Source organism: Bacteroides ihuae, from assembly GCF_900104585.1.
Lineage (GTDB): Bacteria > Bacteroidota > Bacteroidia > Bacteroidales > Bacteroidaceae > Bacteroides > Bacteroides ihuae.
Window position 1 is genome coordinate 724,310 of the sequence record NZ_FNVX01000005.1, and the last position, 20,441, is coordinate 744,750.

The following is a 20,441-nucleotide window of genomic DNA, read 5'->3' on the forward strand; positions in this document are numbered from 1 at the left end:
ACTACATATAGCATTACTTTTTATAGCTTGTTTTTAGGCTGTACGAACTAGGTGCTACTTGTAGTGACATTTTTTATATCTTTGCAACATGGCAGAAGATACATACAAAACCATCACTGAACTTTCTGAAAGCATCTACACTGAAAAGCGGAGTAAGTTTATTGCTCTCGCTCTTCCTGTTTGTACGCTTGAAGAAATAAAACTACATTTGGATACATATCAGAAAAAATACTACGATGCGCGGCATTTGTGCTATGCCTATATGTTGGGGCATGAACGGAAAGATTTCCGTGCCAACGACAATGGTGAACCTTCCGGTACTGCCGGGAAGCCTATTCTAGGACAAATAAACTCCAATGAACTGACCGATATTCTGATTATTGTTGTTCGCTATTTTGGTGGAATAAAGTTGGGTACGAGTGGGCTTATTGTAGCTTACAAAGCTGCTGCGGCCGAGGCTATCGCTACTGCTACAATAGTAGAAAAAACAGTGGATGACGGTATAACTGTGATGTTCGAATATCCGTTTATGAATGATGTGATGCGTATTGTGAAAGAAGAAGAACCTACGATTTTGAGCCAGTCGTATGACATGGATTGCTCCATGACGCTGCGTATTCGTCAATCATTGATGCCTCGCCTACGTGCTCGTTTAGAGAAAGTGGAAACAATACGCTTTCCGAAAAATGAAGATGAATGAACTTTCCTCTTTGCCTATTATGAAAACAGCCTCTGATGAAAAAAGGTCAGAAGCTGTTTCAAAAGATTGTTTTGAGCAAGACTATTCTTTGTCAAACTCTACTTTGTGATGTGAGCCGTCACAAAAAGGTTTGTTTTTGGACTGTCCGCAGCGACAAAGGTGTGCGCTGTTCATAACCTTTTCTTTTCCATCTTTGTCGATAAGTTTAATCTCACCCTCGATCAAATAAGGGCCACCTGCAGCTACTTTTACAGTAACTAAATCTTTTTTATTGTCCATGATTTTATTTAATTAGTCGCTTGATAGAACAGACCGCAAATCTTTTTGTTCGCCTCTAGGAGGTTTGTTTTAACAGATTTCCATATATTTGCATTTACGAAGGAAATAATCTTAATTATTATTTATCAATATGGCATTTGAAGGAACTAAAAAGGAGTGGAGTGAACTATATACATTTTTTCGTCTGTTGGCAGACGGATATGTTTGTTTGGGCACTCCGCAAGGAAAAAGAGATGATGAAAAGCGATGGCCGATAGCAATGATTCAACGAGAGGAGCATGACGGTTCCAGACGTTACTACATTGAAAACGAAGAGATCCACATCGTTGGTGAGCAGATTGATAAAAAACTGCCTCGCGAGGACTTCTTGGCAGTAGCCGAATTGATCTTGACTGCCATTAAATCTTCTTCGGAAGAGGAAGTGACTTCTCCTGATGGGGTAGAGGAGTTTCTGGATGAAGCTTCCATCTTTGATTTGGAAGCAAGAACAACAGATCGTACCGATTTTTCCGTTGCTTTTTGGCACTCGGACGCACCACTTACAGGTTTTAATGTGCGTTCTCGTTTGGGGAAGATGAATCCGCTACTGGATGGTGGACGCTCAGCCAACTTGAAGTTTGAACTTTCCGGAGTTAAATTTGCCACACCTACTGTGAGCAAGGTAAATGCCTTGGAAACTCAAAATGAAGTAGTCGACCGCATGATGTTGATAGAGCAACTAGGTGGGATTCTGAAGTATACGGATGTGGCTGATCGTGTGTTTCGTAGTAACTTATTGATGATTGATTTACACTTCCCTCGTTTGCTGGCAGAGATGCTTCGGACGATGCAAGTAGACGGCATTAATCGCGTCAATGAGCTTACCGAACTGATGAAAACCGTAAATCCACTTAAAATAAAGGAAGAACTGATTGTAAAACATGGGTTTTATGAGTTCAAAATGAAGCAGTTCCTATTGACTCTTGCTTTGGGCATGCGTCCGGCAAAGATCTATAACGGTACAGACTCTGCCGTAGAGGGATTTTTTATCCTTGATGGCAGTGGTGAGATACTTTGTTATCACAAATCCGAAAAGAAGACGTTCGAGGACTTTCTGTTCCTCAATTCTCGTTTTGAGAAAGGATCAACTGAAAAGGATAAATATGGTTTCTTGGAACGTGAAAACGGAATCTATTATTTCAAACTGAATGCCAAGATTGGATTGTTGAAACGATAAATCATCGTCACATCATGATCACATTTTCTTGAGTTGTTGCTGTGCATCGTCACATTTGCGTCACAAAGAGTTGATGATTAGTGATTGATCGTCACATCATGATCACATTTTCTTGAGTTGCTGCTGTGCATCGTCACATTTGTGTCACAAGGAGTTGAGAATTAGTGATTGATCGTCACATCATGATCACATTTGCTTGGGTTTGTGCTGTGCATCGTCACATTTGCGTCACAAAGAGTTGATGATTAGTGATTGATCGTCACATCATGATCACATTTTCTTGAGTTGTTGCTGTGCATCGTCACATTTGCGTCACAAAGAGTTGATGATTAGTGATTGATCGTCACATCATGATCACATTTTCTTGAGTTGTTGCTGTGCATCGTCACATTTGCGTCACAAAGAGTTGAGGATTAGTGATTGATCGTCACATCATGATCACATTTTCTTGAGTTGCTGCTGTGCATCGTCACATTTGTGTCACAAAGGAGTTGAGAAAGAAAAGAGCCGTGCTCTTTGCCAAGAGAAGGGTGCAGTTGGGGAAACTGCACCCTTCTCTTTGAGCAACTGCAATATGCGGATTTTGATGTACTAAGTGACTCGTTGCCTAGGTTAAGTAGCTAGCGTGCAATGCTCCATGTATAACCCATAAAGGAAACAATCGTATAAAAATAAGCGATATTTAAGATGAAAACGAATGAAGTTTTAGAAATAATAAAGTTGCGTCGCAGTGTGCGCAGTTATACCTCACAGGAAGTGGCGGAAGAAGATTTGCTGACTATACTGGATGCTGCAACGTATGCTCCTAGTGGTATGAACGACCAGACTTGGCACTTCACAGCTATGCAAGATGCAGCCAAACTAGAAGAATTGAATAAACGAATAAGAGGTGCGTTTGCAAAATCGGATGAGAAACATTTGCAGGAAAGAGGACATAATGAGAATTACTGTTGCTATCATCATGCTCCGGTGCTCGTTATTGTATCTAACAAGAATGAGCGCTTGTGGGCTGGACAAGATTGTACAGCTGCCTTGCAAAATATTTTTCTAGCAGCAACTTCGCTGGGTATTGCTTCTTGTTGGATCAATCAGCTTGGATCTACTTGCGACGATCCTGAAGTGCGAGCTTTTCTAACTTCACTCGGTGTTCCCTCGGATCATAAAGTATTTGGTTGCGCTGCTTTGGGCTATGCCGACGGCTCTCCGCTTAAAGTAAAAGTGCGTAAAGAGGATACAATATCATTCGGATAAGGATGTCCTTAAAACAATTCACGCAGAGAGACTAAAAGAAAATTAGCTCCCGCGTGAATTATTAAAAAACTATTCGCTCTATTCAAACGAACCGTATAGCGTTGGTAGCAACTTACGGTCGCCCAATGTATTATCAATACGGGCAACGTTTATCCAGAACTTATTATCGCGTACACTATCAATAGGATAAGCTGCTTTCTCACGTGAATAAGAGTGCTGCCATTTGTTCGCTACCACCTCGTATTCGGGGTGAGGAGCATTTACCAGTACATTGTCCGCTTTGTCTGCTTCGCCATTCTTTACCTCTTCTATTTCCTTCCAGATGCTCAGCATCACATCAACAAAATTGTCTAGTTCTGCTAAACTTTCACTCTCGGTAGGTTCAATCATCAATGTGCCGTGAACCGGGAAAGAAAGAGTAGGGGCATGATAACCATAATCCATCAGACGTTTGGCTATATCACTTTCAGTAATGCCTGTTTCTTCGTGAATCTTTCTGCATTCCAAAATCATCTCATGCCCTACGAAGCCATTGGCACCCCGGTAGACAATACCATACGTGTCTTTTAGGCAAGCTGCCAGATAGTTCGCATTGAGTATCGCTGCTTTGGTCGCATTTGTCAGCCCCTCACTGCCCATCATGCGGATGTATCCGTATGTAACAGGAAGTATGCCTGCGCTGCCGTATGGAGCTGCAGCAACAGTATTTGCGGCATTATCAAAGAAAGTATGGCCCGGTAAGAAAGCCACCAAATGTTCGGCCACACAGATCGGTCCTGCTCCCGGACCACCTCCACCGTGAGGGATACAGAATGTTTTATGCAAATTGAGGTGACATACATCCGCTCCGATAAAGCCCGGATTGGTGAGCCCTACTTGCGCATTCATATTAGCACCATCCATGTATACCTGTCCGCCGCACGAATGAATCAGCGTACAAATATCTCTAATTTCTGTTTCGAAGATACCATGTGTAGAAGGATAAGTGATCATTAACGCAGCCAATTGATCACGATTGGCCTCCACTTTGCTGCGAAGATCATCCATATCTACATTTCCCCGTTCATCGCAACCGCAGATAACTGCGCTGAATCCAGCTTGAACAGCTGATGCAGGATTGGTTCCATGAGCAGATGCAGGAATAATCACTTTGTCGCGATATCCTTGTCCGATGCTCTCAAGATAAGCACGTATCACACGTAGGCCCGCATATTCGCCTGCAGCACCCGAGTTCGGTTGGAAACTAACGCCCGCAAAACCAGTGATTGTTTTCAGCTCTTCACCCAGATTAGCGATTAATTCCCGATAGCCCTCTGCCTGATCTAGTGGAACTAACGGATGCAAGCTACCAAATTCAGGACGACTTAATGGTAACATTTCAGCAGCAGCATTGAGCTTCATGGTGCACGATCCGAGTGAGATCATGGAGTGGGCCAGCGAAATATCTTTGCGGTCAAGACGTTTGATGTAGCGCATCATTTCTGTTTCAGTGTGATACTTGCAAAAAACAGGATGCGTAAGGAAGCTGCTTCTTCTTTGCAAGCCTTCGCTGATGGCTGATATTTGCTTAATGTCCTCAATCTTAGAGTAATCCTTTTCAGCAGCGATGGCGAAGATGGAGATAAGTGTATTCACCGCGCACACGTCGGTTGTCTCATCAATACTTATCCCTACATTGCCGTTCTCAAAATAGCGCAAGTTGACCTCCTTGCTCGTAGCAATGGTGCGCATTTGTTGAGGTGAAACCTGTGCCGGGAGAGCGAAACGAAGCGTATCAAAGTATTGTTCGTTAAGTTGCTTATACCCGAGCTTTGATACTTCTTTGGTGATGAATGCAGCTATGCTGTGAATACGAGATGCAATAGTTTTGATTCCTTCTTGTCCGTGATAAACAGTATAAAAACCCGCCATAGTAGCCAGTAATGCCTGTGCTGTACAAATGTTAGAAGTCGCTTTTTCTCGTTTGATGTGTTGTTCACGAGTTTGCAGCGCCATGCGATAACACAGTTTGCCATACTTATCCTTAGACCATCCGATGATGCGTCCCGGCATGTTTCGTTTAAATTCATCCCGTGTTGCAAAGTAAGCTGCCGAAGGACCACCGTAGAACATTGGCACACCTAGTCGTTGGGTACTACCAAACACAATGTCAGCTCCCCATTCTCCGGGTGGAACAAGTAGTGCAAGGCTTAAGATATCTGCGGCTACAGCTACTTTACAGTTTGCCGCATGTGCCTTCTCGGTAAACGCACGATAATCTTCCGCACTGCCATCAGAGTTAGGATACTGCACGATGCATGCAAACACATCGGGGGTAAATTCAAATTCACTGTACTTACCTGTTCTTATTTCTATACCTTGAGGCACAGCTCGGGTCTGCATCACCGCCAGCGTTTGTGGAAAGACGTTTTCGTCAACAAGTACCACATTCGCATTTGTTTTTTGCTGTTCTCGAGTGCGCAATCCGTACATCATTGTCACTGCTTCCGCAGCCGCTGTTGCTTCGTCGAGTAATGAACTGTTAGAGATCGGCATGGCAGTGAGGTCGCAAACAGCCGTTTGGAAGTTCATCAATGCCTCCAGTCTCCCTTGTGATATTTCTGCCTGATAAGGCGTGTACGAGGTGTACCAAACGGGATTTTCGAATACATTTCGTTGAATAACAGCCGGAGTAACAGTATTGTACCATCCCATACCGATGTATGTGGTGTACAATTTATTTTTCATACCCAGATCTGCAATATGTTTGCCATAAGCATATTCTGTGAGCGGTGCAGGTAAAGCTAAAGGCTTTTTCAGTAAAATATCAGAGGGGATGGTTTTTTCTATCAGCTCATCCAGAGATTTCACACCGATTTTGTTCAGCATGATCTCTGCTTCTTTTTCATTAATGCCAATATGTCGGCAAGCTAATAAATCAGTTTTCATGTTTATATTTAAATATAGGGTTTCTATTTATTACCTAAAAAACGGATTCTCTGATTTTTCGATGCCAATGGTAGTTGGTGCACCATGTCCGGGATACACGATTGTTTCATTGGGCAGAATAAATAAACGACTGCAAATATGCTCTTTTAGTTCCTCAAAGTTACCTCCTGTAAGGTCGGCACGACCAATGCTACCCTGAAAAAGCACATCACCGGAGAACATACAATTTTCTTCTTTACAGTAGAATACTAAGCTTCCCGGAGAGTGTCCCGGTACATGTATCGCTTCCAGTTTCGTGCTTCCAAAGGTAATGATATCACCATCTATTAGATATTTGCCCAGAGGCACAGGTGCTTCTTTGAGGTCAAAACCAAACATGCGCGATTGTTTCGGAGCACTTTCCAGCCAGAACTCGTCAATCTGGCAAGCTTCAGCCTGCAAACCAAATTCTTTGAGCATGAATGGGTTTCCGAAGATATGATCTAAATGCAAATGCGTGTTGAGCAAATGTTTTACGTTTAGTTCATTAGACAGAATGAAGTTTTTCAATGCTTGCTTCTCTTCATCGTAGAAGCATCCGGCATCTATTACTACCGCCTCCTTTGTTTCGTCCCATATCACATAGCAGTTTACGGGAAACATATTGAATTCAAATCTTTTTATCTTCATCATTGTTTGTTTTGATTAATACTATACCGCTACATAGACTACTTTCTTTGTTTGAAAGAACTCCTCTTCAAAGTCCTCACTCAGATTGTGCATCACGGCTTTATGTTTAAAAGGCATAGCCTCATGTTCCAATTCGCCCCCTTTGAGGCAAATCAGTCCGTTGGGCAATGCGTTTTGTTGCTTCACTGATATGTTTTTTCTGATAATCTTAATTAAATCGGCCAATGGCATCACAGCTCTGCTCACCACAAAGTCGAATGTTTGTTTCTCTTCCTCAGCCCGTGCATGGCGAAAGGTTACATTCTTCAATCCAATGGCATTCGCTACTTCCGTTGCTACTCGCACTTTCTTCCCAATGCTATCTACCAAATGAAACTTGACCTCAGGAAAAAGTATGGCTAGCGGGATGCCCGGAAATCCACCTCCAGTGCCCAAATCCATTATAGACGTTCCGGCACGAAACTGAATGACACGAGCAATGCCTAACGAATGAAGCACATGATGCTCATAAAGATTTTCGATATCTTTGCGTGAGATGACGTTGATTTTCGCATTCCAGTCGGCATAAAGATCATATAACGCTGCAAACTGTTTGCATTGCTCTTCCGTTAAGTTCGGAAAGTATTTAAGTATAATATCCATTGAATGAGGTTCAGGTTAATGCCGTAATCGGCTTGTTTTAGTTTCTTAATTCGTTGATGATGGCGTTGTCCGTTACCATGATATGCTCCATAATTTCATACGGGAGTTTGATTTCTACCGGTCCCATTACATAAGGAGTGAACTCATATATATTGAAGTAGAAGACAATACCATCTTTTACCGGATAGAAATTATCCGTCGGCACAAGCTCGCCTGTAGAGCCATAACCAATATCTTCCAACTCTTTGTGTGAAGCTACTTTTTTATCAGCCATCAATTGATTCCAAAGCAGATCGGTAAGCATTTCCATGTAATCGCCCGTGAAGATATCATCCAGATGAATGGTGCGGAGAGTAGCCAAGTTAACATTCAGATAAGTAGTGGTGTACATGCCGTGCGCACCACCAGTGTATTCATTATAGTTAACTCGATAGGTGAGTAGGTTACCTTTATATGTTTGCACGTGCCCCTCAATACCTTTATAGTAAGAGTACCAAGCACCTACAGACGATTCATCCTCTTTATTCTTCTGATCTTCGGTGTACATCGGTTCCAAATCGCGGCGATATTCCGCTACATAAGTGTCAGTAAACTGTTTGATCGCTTCTTTTGTAGAGAGAACATTGTACTTGTCGCCAAAGCATGCCGAGATGAAAAAGCGATTCAGACTGTCCTTCAATTTTTGATCCGACGACTTCACCGGGTAGGCATAGTTGATAACCAAATTACAGGCCGGCTTGGCAGTGTCGCCAAAAAGATGTACTGTTTCATTTATCTGAATGCTGTCGAACGCTAGAGCGCCTGTATCTTTCACCTTGTTACCACATGAAAATAAAATACCGCTAACTGAAAGTATAACGGCAAGTCGGATTACATATTGTTTTTTTATCATGGCAATGCCTTTTAATTCTATTACTACAAGGCTACAATTTCGCCTTGCTTATCGACAAATATAGAACATATTCACGAATCGGACGAATAAAAAATTAATTTTATAAGTAGTCATTTCCTTTTCTTCTTATCTTTGCAAAGAATTATGAAGAGACTTCGCTACATATTCGCTTGCTTTATTTCTTTTCTCATTATATATATGGGAGCAGGAGTAGCTGTGATGCAGTATTGCTGTGCGCAGTGTGAGTTAATGGATCATAGCACTACTGCTCAAGAAACTGGCTGTGCTGCTTGTCGGGTGCACCAACAAACAGCTAGCTGTTGCGCTTCTTCTGTTTCTGATGAATGTGACGTAAAGCATTCTCCTGAGTCAGCATCTTGTATTGGAAAAGGTTGTTCAGCTAAGATTTATGAGCTCGATTTTATGGAGCATTCTGTGTCTACGGCAGTCTTTGCTCCTCCTGTTATTCAATTGTTTCTTCAAGAATTTCCCGATATATTGTGTGCATTGCAAGGCAATGATAAATCAAGTGACGCATTTCACATCGATTTGTCCCCACATCCTGCTAGTTCGCGACATTATCTTTCCCTCTTTTCCACTCTCCTTATTTGAAAAATTCTATCGTCATTTAATCGGGGCAGTATCTCTGCTCTGAGGATTTTTATTGTCTGCAAGAAATTGCAGAAGATTAATCAATATAAAACGAATAGAATTAAGAAGAATGAAATATTTATCTATACTCATCCTCCTTTTGATGCAAACCGTTGTTTATGCCCAAGTACGCGGAACGGTGAAAGACATTAAAGGAGAATCCATTCCCGGAGCCAATGTCTTTTGGATGGAAACTTCCAGTGGAGTTTCTACGAATGAAGAGGGTCATTTTTCTATTGAAAAACCGACCAAGAGCCATCAACTCATTATCAGTTTCATCGGTTTTGTAAACGACACAATTGTGGTTGATGGTAAACATGCCACACTAGATGTTGTACTTCGCGAAGGAGTAGAACTCAAAGAAGTCAACGTAGTGACTCGGAAGCTCGGTACCATGAAAGTACGTACCAGTGTGATGAATGAAGAGATGATCAGCGGTGCCGAACTCTGTCGTGCTGCCTGTTGCAATCTGGGTGAAAGTTTTGTAACCAATCCTTCCGTAGATGTCAGCTACTCTGATGCAGCCACGGGAGCAAAACAAATCAAGTTGCTCGGTCTTTCGGGTACCTATGTGCAGATGCTTACCGAGAATATTCCCAACTATCGCGGCGCTGCAGCTCCTTATGGTCTTGGCTATGTGCCGGGCCCGTGGATGCAGAGCATTCAGGTATCCAAAGGAACTTCATCGGTAAAGAACGGCTATGAAGCTCTTACGGGGCAAATCAATGTGGAATTTAAAAAGCCTCAGGTGGAAGAAGCTGATTGGGTTTCGGCCAATCTGTTTGCCAGTTCCACCAACCGCTACGAAGCCAATGCCGATGCTTCCGTTAAGTTATCCGATAAATGGAGTACCATGTTGTTGATGCATTATGAAAATGAAACAAAGGCACATGATGGTAACGGTGACGGCTTTGATGACATCCCTCGTGTGGAACAATATAATGTATTCAATCGATGGGCATACATGGGAGAACACTACATTTTTCAAGCAGGTGTCAAGGTGCTGAGAGAAGAACGCAACAGCGGGCAAACTTCTCATAATAACAGGATGATGGACGATCCTTATCGGGTGGGCATCACCACCGATCGTTATGAAGCTTTCGCTAAGAATGCTTACATCTTTAATAAGGAGAAGAATACGAATCTTGCATTAATCCTTTCGGGGAGCATTCATAATCAAAATGCGATGTATGGTCGTAAACTCTATGATGTTGATCAAAAGAACTTTTATGCCTCACTTCTCTTTGAAACGGAACTGACCAAGCAACACAGTCTTTCGTCAGGATTGAGCTTCAATTATGACGCTTTCGATCAAAACTATCGCCTCACTAACGATGCGACATTACCCCGCACAGATGCCTTCGCCAAAGAAGCTGTGCCGGGAGTCTATGTGCAATATACCTACAACTGGAGAGATAAATTGATTGTGATGGGAGGACTGAGAGGCGATCATAGCAATGAATACGGTTTTTTTGTAACTCCGCGTGCGCACATTAAGTATACTCCCAACGAGATTGTGAATTTTCGTCTTTCTGCCGGAAAAGGCTATCGCACCAATCATGTACTAGCTGAAAACAACTTTTTGTTGGCTAGCAGTCGACGGGTATCAATTGCCGATAAGTTGGATCAGGAAGAGGCATGGAACTACGGTGCAAGTGTCTCTACTTACATCCCTCTTTTCGGCAAAACGCTGAATGTGAATGTGGAATATTACTACACCGATTTCTTAAAGCAAGTAGTCGTTGATATGGATAGCAATCCGCATGAGATAGCATTTACCAATCTTGATGGTCGTTCTTATTCAGGCGCCTTTCAAGTAGAAGCGTCTTATCCTTTCTTTGAAGGATTTACTCTTTTGGCAGCCTACCGCCTGACGGATGCGAAGACTACCTACAATGGCGAATTGCTAGAGAAACCTCTCACAGGGAAGTACAAAGGGTTACTGACAGCATCTTACAAGACACCACTGGGACTTTGGCAGTTTGACGCTTCCTTGCAACTCAATGGTGGCGGCAGAATGCCCAATTATTATATGTTGACTGATGGCTCTCCATCATGGGATGCCAGATATGCCTCATACGAACAGTTGAGTGCTCAGATTACTCGCTATTTCCGTCGTTGGTCCGTGTACGTGGGTGGTGAGAATTTGACTAACTTTAAACAGAAGAATCCTATCGTAGATGCTGCCAATCCGTGGGGAGAGAACTTTGATTCTTCCATGATTTGGGGGCCTGTACATGGAGCAAAATATTATATTGGAGTACGATTTAATTTAGCAAGATTATGAAAACAAGAAGAATCATGGCGGCTATTGCCGTAGTACTGTTGAGTGTAGCGAGTGTGTATGCAAAAGACTTACGCACAGCAGTCTTTAAGGTTGTGCAGATGGAATGTCAGAACTGCGAAAAGAAAGTAGTGAATAACATGAAATTTGAAAAGGGATTGAAGAAAGTGAATACCGATTTGGAATCACAAACGGTGACCATTACTTATGATGCCGAAAAAACAACAGTAGAGAAGTTAAAGGATGGTTTCAAGAAATTCAAGTACGAAGCTGAATTCTTGAATGAAAGCAAGGAAGCTAAGACTAAGTAGGTCTTTAAAGCACTAATAGTCTTTAATAAATGGCTACATGAAGTGTGCAAATCTTGCATTGTTTCATGTAGCCAATTTTGGCTTTCTATACCTTTATTTCTTCTGAACAATTGCTAATAGTGCTTGTTTACTACTCAATAGAACACTAACAGACTAAATAATAGCGAATAATAATGGGCAAAATAGATAAAAAAGCATTTCCCGTACTGAATATGCACTGTGCTGCATGTGCAAACAACGTAGAACGCACAGTAAAAAAGCTACCCGGAGTATCGGAGGCTTTGGTTAATCTGGCTACTAATACGCTTTCCGTTACTTACGAAAGCGAACAACTTAATCCCCAAGAGATGCGCGAGGCAGTAGTGGCTGCAGGTTACGATCTTATTATTGAAGAAGCGCACAAACAAGAACGTCAGGAAGAAGAACAGCAGAAGAGCTATCGCAATCTTAAGCGCAAGGTTATTGGAGCCTGGATCTTTGTTGTGCCGATGTTGCTCCTCTCGATGGTCTTTATGCATCTTCCTTTTGCAAACGAAGCGATGTTGGTGCTTACACTGCCGGTTTTGTTGCTCTTTGGCAAATCCTTTTACGTCAATGCTTGGACGCAACTTCAATTAGGCCGTAGTAATATGGATACATTGGTGGCACTGAGCACCTCTATCGCTTTTCTCTTTAGTGTTTTCAATACGTTCTTTCCTCAATTTTGGTATAGTCGTGGCTTAGAACCGCATGTGTATTATGAAGCTGCTACGGTTATTATCGCTTTTGTGCTTACCGGCAAACTGATGGAAGAGCGAGCCAAAGGAAATACCTCTACTGCTATTCGCAAACTGATGGGGCTTCAACCCAAGACTGCCCGTGTACTGCGTGACGGAGTAGAAACAGATATACTTATTGAACTTTTGCAGGTGAACGAACAGGTGATCGTTCGCCCCGGAGAACAAATACCTGTTGATGGTACGCTTGTCAATGGAACATCTTACATCGATGAAAGTATGATAAGCGGCGAACCCATTCCGGTAGAGAAGAAATCGGGCGACCGTGTATTGGCGGGTACGATCAATCAGAAAGGATCATTCGTGATCAATGCTACCAAAGTAGGCAATGAAACGGTGCTTGCGCGTATCATCAGTATGGTGCAGGAAGCGCAGGGCAGCAAGGCTCCTGTGCAGCGAATAGTGGATAAAGTTACGAGCATTTTCGTACCTACAGTACTGATCATTTCAGTACTAACATTCATTCTTTGGCTTTTAATTGCCGGTCCCGATTACTTTTCGCATGCCATTCTTTCTGCAGTCTCCGTACTCGTCATAGCCTGTCCCTGTGCCTTGGGACTAGCTACCCCTACAGCTCTTATGGTAGGTATTGGCAAAGCGGCCGATTATCATATTCTGATAAAAGATGCTCTTGCCTTAGAGCAGATGCGCAAAGTCAACGTGGTGGTACTCGACAAAACGGGTACGCTTACCGAAGGACATCCTACGGTATCTACTATGTTGTGGGAACGCACTGAAGATGAACATTATAAAAACGTGTTGCTTGCTGCCGAACTGAAATCGGAACATCCTCTTGCTGAGGCTATTGTAACCATTTTGCAGAAAGAAGAGATTCTTCCGGTTGCGCTTGATAGTTTTAATAGCATTACCGGAAAGGGAATCAAAGTTTTCTATGAAGGACAAACGTATTGGGCAGGTAGCCATAAACTATTAAAAGATTTCTGTGCAGGAATTTCTGATGTGATGGCCGGAATGCTGGCACAGTACCAATCGGCCGGAAACAGTATAGTTTATTTTGGACGCGAAAACGAATTATTAGCTGTCATACCTATTACCGACCAGATAAAATCGACTTCTGCTGAAGCCATCAAGGAACTCAAACGACAAGATATTGAGATTTGTATGCTCACCGGAGATGGCGAGCGAACGGCTTCTGCTGTAGCCAAACAATTGGGCATTGATCGCTTTGTTGCCGATGCGTTGCCTGATGACAAAGATCTTTTTGTTCATGAACTTCAGTTACAGGGTAAAACAGTAGCAATGGTGGGTGATGGTATTAATGATTCTCAGGCTTTGGCTCGTGCAGATGTAAGCATCGCCATGGGCAAGGGAACAGATATTGCTATGGATGTAGCAATGGTTACACTGATGACTTCAGATTTGCTGTTGCTTCCTAAAGCTCTTGTCTTGTCCAAGCAAACCGTTCGTCTGATTCATCAAAACCTCTTCTGGGCATTTATCTACAACCTTATAGGCATACCGATTGCGGCAGGATTACTCTTCCCGCTCAACGGAGTGTTGCTCAATCCAATGCTTGCCAGTGCGGCAATGGCATTCAGCTCGGTTAGTGTGGTGCTAAATAGTTTGAGCTTAGGACGCAGGAAACTTTAATATTTACCTAATATTTGATTTAAAATCGCTTATTTGATCATAAAATGAATACAACTTATATTGATTGGGGACTTACCCCTTATTCTGAAGCCTGGAAACGGCAGACGGAACTGTTTGATGCGCTCGTTGAAGCCAAACAGAATGGTGAACCTTACGAAAATCATATCATCCTTTGTGAGCATCCACACGTTTATACACTTGGGCGCAGCGGCAAAGATAACAATATGTTGCTTGGCGAAGAACAACTCAAAGCCATTGATGCTACACTCTTTCATATAGATCGTGGTGGAGATATCACTTATCATGGGCCGGGACAGTTGGTTTCTTATCCTATAATTAATTTGGAAGAGTATAAACTTGGTCTAAAAGAGTATATACATTTGTTGGAAGAAGCCATCATCCGGGTATGTGCTTCTTATGGCATCACAGCGGGCAGACTAGAGAAAGCTACAGGTGTATGGCTGGATATCGACACTCCACGTACACGGAAAATTTGCGCGATGGGAGTGCGGTGTAGCCACTACGTCACGATGCATGGATTGGCTTTCAATGTAAATACAGACTTGCGCTATTTCAGCTATATTCATCCCTGTGGATTCATTGATAAGGGCGTTACCTCTTTACAACAAGAGCTAGGACGACCGGTTGATATGGAAGAAGTGAAGCTCCGATTTAAAGGTGAGATGGAAAAGCTGTTTCAAAAGAGTCTATGAGTCGACACGATGTATAACATATATTGTTATCAAACAGACTTTAAATGTAAACTCCCCTGCCAGCTACCAGATAGAGTAGAATAGGCAGGGGAGTTTTATGAAAATGAAAGTAAAAAAGTATCTTGTTTTTTCTGATTCGCTATTTCTTAAGTAAGACCTTCTCTATTGCTTCTTTCAACGAAGCTTTTGGCAAAGCTCCTTGTGCCATTTGAGGTTCTCCGGTCATGGGAACAAAAAGTAGGGTAGGGATGCTACGAATTCCAAATGCAGCAGCCAGTTCCTGTTCTTCCTCTGTATTTATCTTATACACATAAATTTGATCACCATATTCGGCAGCCAACTCTTCGAGCAGAGGAGCTATCATTTTGCATGGACCGCACCATGAAGCGTAAAAGTCAATCACCGCAGGTTTGTCGCCCAGATATTTCCATTCTTCGGGACTTTTTTCGTAATTGGCTACTTTGCTTAAGAACTCTTCTTTTGTCAATGGAATCGTTTTCATTTCATTACCTGTTTTAGTTGTTTTTTCTTCGTTGCTTTTTTGTTTTCCACTACATGATGAAATGACCATAGTCATCATGGTGAAGGCAAGTAGTATCTTTTTCATTTTTTATTTTTGTTTTTTTGAAACATGCTAAGTAACAATCCTCCCAGTATGGCTCCCCAGATAACGCTCATCACGGGTGATGATGTGATGGGACAGGTTCCGGTAGAGCACCCCACGTATAGCCAATAGAAATATCCCCCAATTCCGCCTACTGCTGCTCCTATAAGGAACAGAATGTTTTTCCGTATCAATTCTTTTAGTTGCTTCATGTAGTCATTCATTTTCTGAGTTTACCTTATAACAAGTTTCCTGTGGAAAATGATTTTGCGCTTAAGGTTAATTAAGATATAGCATTATTTTATAGATTCTATGATTACCAGATAATATAACCTCCTTTAGCCAAAAATAGCTTAAGGGTTTGTTGTCGTTTTATTGATGCTTTGATCGACTACATGTTCGGTATAGTCTTTTTGCTTACTGTTTGCTAGTGGTATATGTGTACGTATTCGTTGCGCATCCAAACAAATCATTAATTGTAATACTCTGTGGCAAATTTAGTAAATTAGATGTAGCGCCAATTATTCCTTTATTCAAATCTCGCATTTAAGCCATAGAAATATTCTTCAATAGCAATAAAGTTCTATTAATTTACAGTCAATGGAAGATATAAGATCAGCGCGGTGAATTAACTAGATCAGCACGGTTAATTAACTAGTTCACCGCGGTGAACTAGTTAGTTAACCAAACCCCTCTCACAAGGCTTGTGGAAGGGGCTATAAATGTTGACAAATGAAGTGAGTTATAGGCTTGTCAACCTAAGGGTAGGGCTTATATTTATGATCGACAGATTTCGTTGACCATCGTTATTTTTTCATTCTTAGCACACGAATTCCTGTCCAAGTATTCTTGCTATCTAGTTGTTTACGTAAGCTTTGTTCTTGAACGATCACTTTTTTCTGTAGTGAAGAGGCGTGAAGCAGGTGCAGCTCATCTTTGATGTAGATGGCAATGCCCAGATGACTGACATCTAACCCCGGAGTATTCGTTGTTATGGCTATGATATCACCATTTTTAATCCATTGAAATCCTTTCTCTGGAATGAGTTCTTTGGGTACGTAATAGATTTCGTGTCCCGATAATGCTTTTTCGTATCCGGCCATTTTTGCTACATTCTCAGGAGAATTTTTTAGTTGTTTATATAGCTCCGGATGTGTAGACATGTAAGATAATTGAACGGTCATTGTGGACGGACTGTATTTCTTTGCTATATCTTCAATAAGTCCTTTGCGGATGTTATCGTTTATCCAATCGGTCATATAATGAAGGCGTGAGGTGTATCCGTCAATCTTTCCATCACGATAACGAATTTGTTGCAGGTTTCTCATGAAATCGGCTTCACTCATTTCATCTCCTTGGGTGGGACAGAGGGACATGGCGAGTACATTCTCTACAAAAGTAGTACAATCTACCTCATCACAATTGACGACGAGTTCTTCGTCATTATTCACTTCGAGCGTGTTGGCCACATAGGGCACACCAATCAACTTGAGCGCATTGTTGAGCATGGCGCTAGTTTCTTGTGCAGCGGCTGATAGTGAAAACAGTCCCGTACAAAGTAAAAGAAATGCAATTTTTTTCATGCGTAAATGAGTTATAAGTTTAGAATCGGGAATAAAACGATCAGATAATTGAAAGGTTTGTTCCCGATTCTGGATAATTCTAATAAGTATTTAGCAAGGCTTTGACATTTGCTTTCTTAGCGAAAGGAACCAGCGTGAAACCATATTCTATGGCATTTTTTTCGCCGGCATGAATCAGATATTTTCCGTGTGGAATAGCTCCCCAACTATTGTCTCCACCCAATCCCATCATGCGATAATCGATAAATAGGTCTACTTGCTTTTCGGGCTTGGGGTCGGTGAGGTGCCGATGGTTTGTTTTCTCGGTACGAGGTTGTCCATTGTCAATAGTGTCTCCGTTATCCAGACTTTCAAGTGGATAGTTGGATGCATTCATTTCAAATGTTTTGTCGGCAACGAAAAGCAGACCGGCACCTGATTTGTTGGTAAGCGCACACCATTGCACGTCAGTACGGTGATTATTTTCTTGGGGACGGATATAAGGCTCATACATCTCTTTGATAGGAATGCTGTATTCTCCTACAAATTGTGAGGTATGGCGATCGATGTAGTTCTCCTTCGGTCCACGTCCGTAGTAAGCCAGCTTGGTGAAACCTTCAGGCATCTGCATACGCAATCCTACACGAGGAATCATAGGCGTGTTCTCATTTGTTGCTACAAAGTGGTTGTTAACTTTGATAACTCCGTTATTAAATACCTTGTAGCTGATTTCCCATTTCGCTTCTGCTTGTGGAAACTGATAAGTACACTTCACTTCGCTGAAGGTGCTTTGCTTTGTCACGCTGAATGCTGTGGCAACTACTTCCTGATAGCTGGCTTCTTTCCATACCTTCAACTTCACAGGCAGATTGGCACCATAATCATTATCCGTCGGTGCACGCCAGAAGAAAGGATGCAATCCCTCTTCCTTACTGATATACTCTGTCCCTTTGTAGGTATAAGAAGTCAGTAGGCCACTTTTTTTGTTGAATGTTGCATGGAAATCTTTGCCTGATAAGACAGCCTGTGTCTGTGTTTCGCTTATGTTTGCCGGAGCTTGTGCCACAGCGGTAGCTTTCACAAATGGATAAGCGCATACTTGTTCGCGAGCCACAACATAACCAACCGGGAGGAACGGTTCTGCTGTGCGGATAGTCGCATAAAACTCTACTCGCACGTCTCCTGAAGCAGGTGCTTCTTGAGGAATGTTCTGCAATTGGACGGTGATTGTTTCACCGGGTGCGATGTTGACGTTAAGCTTATCGCTAAATATCTCTTTTCCGCTACTACGAATGGTGTAGTGAAAATCATATTTATCGAGGTTGGTAAAGGAGAATCCGTTGTGAATTTCGATAGTTCCTTTTGCTCTATCGAAATTCAAGAATTTAATATTCTGATAGACTTTTCCCATTTCCTCGGTTTGTGGTTTCACACTACGGTCGGGGTAAACAATACCATTAATACAGAAATCTCCATCGGAAGGTGTGCCTACAGCACCGTAATCTCCACCATAGGTCCAATACTTACGTCCATCTGGAGTTGTTTCGGCAAATCCCTGATCTACCCAGTCCCAGATGCAACCACCTTGTAATAGAGGATATTTCTCTATGATATCCCAATAATCCTGAAAATTACCCAAACTGTTGCCCATAGCATGCGCATATTCGCATAAGATAAGCGGACGATTGGATGCAGGGTTTTGAGCATATTTCTCTATATAAGAAGGAGTGGCATACATGGGGCAGAAAATATCACTGTTCCATTCGAATCCTGCACGTTCATATTGCACAGGACGTGTATCGAGATTTTTCAGCAGTTCGTAGGTTGTATAGAAATTAATTCCATTACCAGCTTCGTTGCCCAGTGACCATACGATGACAGAAGGATGATTCTTATCACGTTCGTACATATTGAGGGTACGGTATACATGTGCATTTCTGAATAATGGATTGTTGCCCAGTGTGCCGCCTACCTTAAGATCATAGCCCATGCCATGAGTTTCTATGTTTGCCTCGTCAATGACATACATGCCATACTGGTCACACAGTTCGTAAAAACGTTCTTGCTGTGGATAGTGGCAAGTACGCAAGGTATTTACGTGATACTTTTTCCATAACTCAAAATCTTTTAGCATCAATTCTTCGGATACATAATGGCCGGTATATTCATCGTGTTCATGAATATTTACCCCTTTCATCAAGATGGCTTTGCCATTCACCAACAGTTGTTTATTTTTCATCTCCACCGTGCGGAAACCAACCTTTACATTGACGGCTTCGATTACTTGTCCGTTTTCATCTTTCAGGCTGATGATGAGTGTGTAGAGATTAGGAGTCTCTGCTGTCCATTGTTGGGGAGAGGTAATAATGTTGGGTTTGAAGGCGACTTCTCCTTGCTTATTGACTGTTGCGTTTGCGCTCGAAGAAACGACAGTTTGCCCTTTGTCCAACAGTTTGTAAGCCACTGCGCACGTTTTTTTGCTGTCGGTAGCGTTGCTTAACTTCACATTTACATCCAGCACACCATCTTTGTAAGCAGCATCGAGTGGTGATTGTACTTTAAAGTCGGCTATCCGCAGTTTAGGTTGAGCATAAACGTATACTTCTCGTTCGATGCCACTGATGCGCCAAAAGTCTTGGCACTCCATGTAGTTGCCGTCCGAGAAGCGATAAACCTGTACGGCAATGATATTATTTCCCTTCTTGGCAAGCTTGGTGATATTGAAACGTGCAGGAGTTTTAGAATCCTTGTTCATACCAATAAATTCGCCATTCAGATAGAAGTAAGCAGCACCCCGCGTACCGTCGGCACTCAGGAAGATTTCTTTTCCATCCCAATTGTCGGGTATTTTAAATTCATGGCGATAAGTGCCCGTAGGGTTCCACTCTTTCGGCACGAGTGGTGGGTTGGGAGCATCCCAGTGTGGTGCATATCCCGGAGAAACAAATGCCCAAGATGTATTGACGTATACCGGAGCAGCAAATCCTTGACGTTCCCAGTTACCCGGTACTTTGATGTCCGCCCAGTTCTTTACGTCCACTTCCGGTTTCATAAAGTCTGTAGGGCGATCAGCAAAATTTTCTGCATATTTGAATTTCCACTTGCCGTTTAGTGACAGACGGAATGTACCATCTTTACGATTGTTTACCTCAGCATCTTTCTCGTTGGTGTACGAAGTAAATGTACTGCGAGGTGTTTCTTTATTGATGTTTGTGAGGTTGGGATCAGTGAGTTGCTCATAGCGATTCTCTTGCTGAGCTGTTGCGTTGACAGCCAGTAAGGAAAATAAGGATAAAAGTAAAGTATACTTCTTCATATTAGTATTATTGAGGTGTTATAATATAAAAAGATA

17 protein-coding genes are annotated in these 20,441 nt (G+C 42.3%); 8 read left to right on the top strand and 9 right to left on the bottom strand.

What is annotated here, in order from left to right:
- Positions 1 to 88 precede the first annotated feature (88 nt).
- On the top strand, positions 89 to 700 hold the full coding sequence (locus tag BQ5338_RS08400; protein WP_071146362.1) for an IMPACT family protein: 612 nt from the start codon (positions 89 to 91) through the stop codon (positions 698 to 700).
- A gap of 81 nt (positions 701 to 781) precedes the next feature.
- On the opposite strand, the gene BQ5338_RS08405 is transcribed toward BQ5338_RS08400, so the two are convergent.
- Complete coding sequence (locus tag BQ5338_RS08405; protein WP_071146363.1) at positions 782 to 979, bottom strand: CDGSH iron-sulfur domain-containing protein; 198 nt, start codon at positions 977 to 979, stop codon at positions 782 to 784.
- 130 nt (positions 980 to 1,109) lie between these two features.
- Between BQ5338_RS08405 and BQ5338_RS08410 the strand changes: the two genes are divergently transcribed.
- Both BQ5338_RS08410 and BQ5338_RS08415 read left to right on the top strand, forming a co-directional pair.
- On the top strand, positions 1,110 to 2,195 hold the full coding sequence (locus BQ5338_RS08410; protein ID WP_071146364.1) for an HpaII family restriction endonuclease: 1,086 nt from the start codon (positions 1,110 to 1,112) through the stop codon (positions 2,193 to 2,195).
- Between the two features lie 687 nt (positions 2,196 to 2,882).
- Positions 2,883 to 3,446, top strand: coding sequence for a nitroreductase family protein (locus tag BQ5338_RS08415; protein ID WP_071146365.1), 564 nt, complete (start codon positions 2,883 to 2,885; stop codon positions 3,444 to 3,446).
- 78 nt (positions 3,447 to 3,524) lie between these two features.
- On the opposite strand, the gene gcvP is transcribed toward BQ5338_RS08415, so the two are convergent.
- The 4 genes from gcvP to BQ5338_RS08435 are packed head-to-tail and all read right to left on the bottom strand — an operon-like array spanning position 3,525 to position 8,574.
- Positions 3,525 to 6,374: an aminomethyl-transferring glycine dehydrogenase gene (gene gcvP, locus BQ5338_RS08420; RefSeq protein WP_071146366.1), complete on the bottom strand. Its 2,850-nt coding sequence runs from the start codon at positions 6,372 to 6,374 to the stop codon at positions 3,525 to 3,527.
- Positions 6,375 to 6,404: 30 nt separating this feature from the next.
- Positions 6,405 to 7,043: an MBL fold metallo-hydrolase gene (locus tag BQ5338_RS08425; protein ID WP_071146853.1), complete on the bottom strand. Its 639-nt coding sequence runs from the start codon at positions 7,041 to 7,043 to the stop codon at positions 6,405 to 6,407.
- 21 nt (positions 7,044 to 7,064) lie between these two features.
- Positions 7,065 to 7,685 (bottom strand): 16S rRNA (guanine(527)-N(7))-methyltransferase RsmG, encoded by a 621-nt coding sequence (gene rsmG, locus BQ5338_RS08430; RefSeq protein ID WP_071146367.1) that lies wholly within the window; start codon positions 7,683 to 7,685, stop codon positions 7,065 to 7,067.
- A gap of 37 nt (positions 7,686 to 7,722) precedes the next feature.
- The gene (locus BQ5338_RS08435; RefSeq protein WP_071146854.1) at positions 7,723 to 8,574 is read right to left on the bottom strand and encodes a DUF3298 and DUF4163 domain-containing protein; all 852 of its coding nucleotides are present in this window, start codon (positions 8,572 to 8,574) and stop codon (positions 7,723 to 7,725) included.
- Between the two features lie 147 nt (positions 8,575 to 8,721).
- On the opposite strand from BQ5338_RS08435, the gene BQ5338_RS08440 reads away from it, so the two are divergent.
- The 5 genes from BQ5338_RS08440 (at position 8,722) to lipB (ending at position 14,923) form a co-directional block, all read left to right on the top strand.
- Positions 8,722 to 9,189 carry a hypothetical protein gene (locus tag BQ5338_RS08440; RefSeq protein WP_071146368.1) on the top strand — a complete coding sequence of 156 codons (468 nt, stop codon included), beginning with the start codon at positions 8,722 to 8,724 and terminating at the stop codon, positions 9,187 to 9,189.
- 109 nt (positions 9,190 to 9,298) lie between these two features.
- Positions 9,299 to 11,515 (top strand): TonB-dependent receptor, encoded by a 2,217-nt coding sequence (locus tag BQ5338_RS08445; protein ID WP_071146369.1) that lies wholly within the window; start codon positions 9,299 to 9,301, stop codon positions 11,513 to 11,515.
- Positions 11,512 to 11,823, top strand: a complete 312-nt coding sequence (locus BQ5338_RS08450) for a heavy-metal-associated domain-containing protein (protein ID WP_071146370.1) — start codon at positions 11,512 to 11,514, stop codon at positions 11,821 to 11,823. Before BQ5338_RS08445 ends, BQ5338_RS08450 begins: the two co-directional genes overlap by 4 nt.
- A 173-nt stretch (positions 11,824 to 11,996) precedes the next feature.
- A complete protein-coding gene (locus BQ5338_RS08455) occupies positions 11,997 to 14,210 on the top strand; it encodes a heavy metal translocating P-type ATPase (protein ID WP_071146371.1) in 2,214 nt (737 codons plus the stop codon).
- A gap of 44 nt (positions 14,211 to 14,254) precedes the next feature.
- The gene (lipB, locus tag BQ5338_RS08460) at positions 14,255 to 14,923 is read left to right on the top strand and encodes a lipoyl(octanoyl) transferase LipB (protein WP_071146372.1); all 669 of its coding nucleotides are present in this window, start codon (positions 14,255 to 14,257) and stop codon (positions 14,921 to 14,923) included.
- A 139-nt stretch (positions 14,924 to 15,062) separates the two neighbouring features.
- Here lipB and trxA read toward each other — a convergent pair whose 3' ends face one another.
- The 4 genes from trxA to BQ5338_RS08480 all read right to left on the bottom strand — a co-directional run bounded on the left by trxA (position 15,063) and on the right by BQ5338_RS08480 (position 20,405).
- Complete coding sequence (gene trxA, locus BQ5338_RS08465) at positions 15,063 to 15,530, bottom strand: thioredoxin (RefSeq protein WP_071146373.1); 468 nt, start codon at positions 15,528 to 15,530, stop codon at positions 15,063 to 15,065.
- On the bottom strand, positions 15,527 to 15,739 hold the full coding sequence (locus BQ5338_RS08470; RefSeq protein ID WP_071146855.1) for a DUF6132 family protein: 213 nt from the start codon (positions 15,737 to 15,739) through the stop codon (positions 15,527 to 15,529). The genes trxA and BQ5338_RS08470 overlap by 4 nt, the downstream gene beginning before the upstream one ends.
- Before the next feature lie 594 nt (positions 15,740 to 16,333).
- Complete coding sequence (locus tag BQ5338_RS08475) at positions 16,334 to 17,110, bottom strand: N-acetylmuramoyl-L-alanine amidase-like domain-containing protein (RefSeq protein ID WP_071146374.1); 777 nt, start codon at positions 17,108 to 17,110, stop codon at positions 16,334 to 16,336.
- Between the two features lie 79 nt (positions 17,111 to 17,189).
- A complete protein-coding gene (locus BQ5338_RS08480; protein ID WP_071146375.1) occupies positions 17,190 to 20,405 on the bottom strand; it encodes a beta-galactosidase, LacZ type in 3,216 nt (1,071 codons plus the stop codon).
- Between the last annotated feature and the right edge of the window lie 36 nt (positions 20,406 to 20,441).

Coding starts and splice junctions, on each gene's coding strand:
- BQ5338_RS08470 (WP_071146855.1), bottom strand. CDS start 15,739: ATGAAGCAACTAAAAGAATTGATACGGAAAAACATTCTGTTCCTTATA.
- BQ5338_RS08405 (WP_071146363.1), bottom strand. CDS start 979: ATGGACAATAAAAAAGATTTAGTTACTGTAAAAGTAGCTGCAGGTGGC.
- rsmG (WP_071146367.1), bottom strand. CDS start 7,685: ATGGATATTATACTTAAATACTTTCCGAACTTAACGGAAGAGCAATGC.
- BQ5338_RS08400 (WP_071146362.1), top strand. CDS start 89: ATGGCAGAAGATACATACAAAACCATCACTGAACTTTCTGAAAGCATC.
- BQ5338_RS08475 (WP_071146374.1), bottom strand. CDS start 17,110: ATGAAAAAAATTGCATTTCTTTTACTTTGTACGGGACTGTTTTCACTA.
- trxA (WP_071146373.1), bottom strand. CDS start 15,530: ATGAAAAAGATACTACTTGCCTTCACCATGATGACTATGGTCATTTCA.
- gcvP (WP_071146366.1), bottom strand. CDS start 6,374: ATGAAAACTGATTTATTAGCTTGCCGACATATTGGCATTAATGAAAAA.
- BQ5338_RS08410 (WP_071146364.1), top strand. CDS start 1,110: ATGGCATTTGAAGGAACTAAAAAGGAGTGGAGTGAACTATATACATTT.
- BQ5338_RS08480 (WP_071146375.1), bottom strand. CDS start 20,405: ATGAAGAAGTATACTTTACTTTTATCCTTATTTTCCTTACTGGCTGTC.
- lipB (WP_071146372.1), top strand. CDS start 14,255: ATGAATACAACTTATATTGATTGGGGACTTACCCCTTATTCTGAAGCC.
- BQ5338_RS08450 (WP_071146370.1), top strand. CDS start 11,512: ATGAAAACAAGAAGAATCATGGCGGCTATTGCCGTAGTACTGTTGAGT.
- BQ5338_RS08425 (WP_071146853.1), bottom strand. CDS start 7,043: ATGAAGATAAAAAGATTTGAATTCAATATGTTTCCCGTAAACTGCTAT.
- BQ5338_RS08445 (WP_071146369.1), top strand. CDS start 9,299: ATGAAATATTTATCTATACTCATCCTCCTTTTGATGCAAACCGTTGTT.
- BQ5338_RS08415 (WP_071146365.1), top strand. CDS start 2,883: ATGAAAACGAATGAAGTTTTAGAAATAATAAAGTTGCGTCGCAGTGTG.
- BQ5338_RS08440 (WP_071146368.1), top strand. CDS start 8,722: ATGAAGAGACTTCGCTACATATTCGCTTGCTTTATTTCTTTTCTCATT.
- BQ5338_RS08455 (WP_071146371.1), top strand. CDS start 11,997: ATGGGCAAAATAGATAAAAAAGCATTTCCCGTACTGAATATGCACTGT.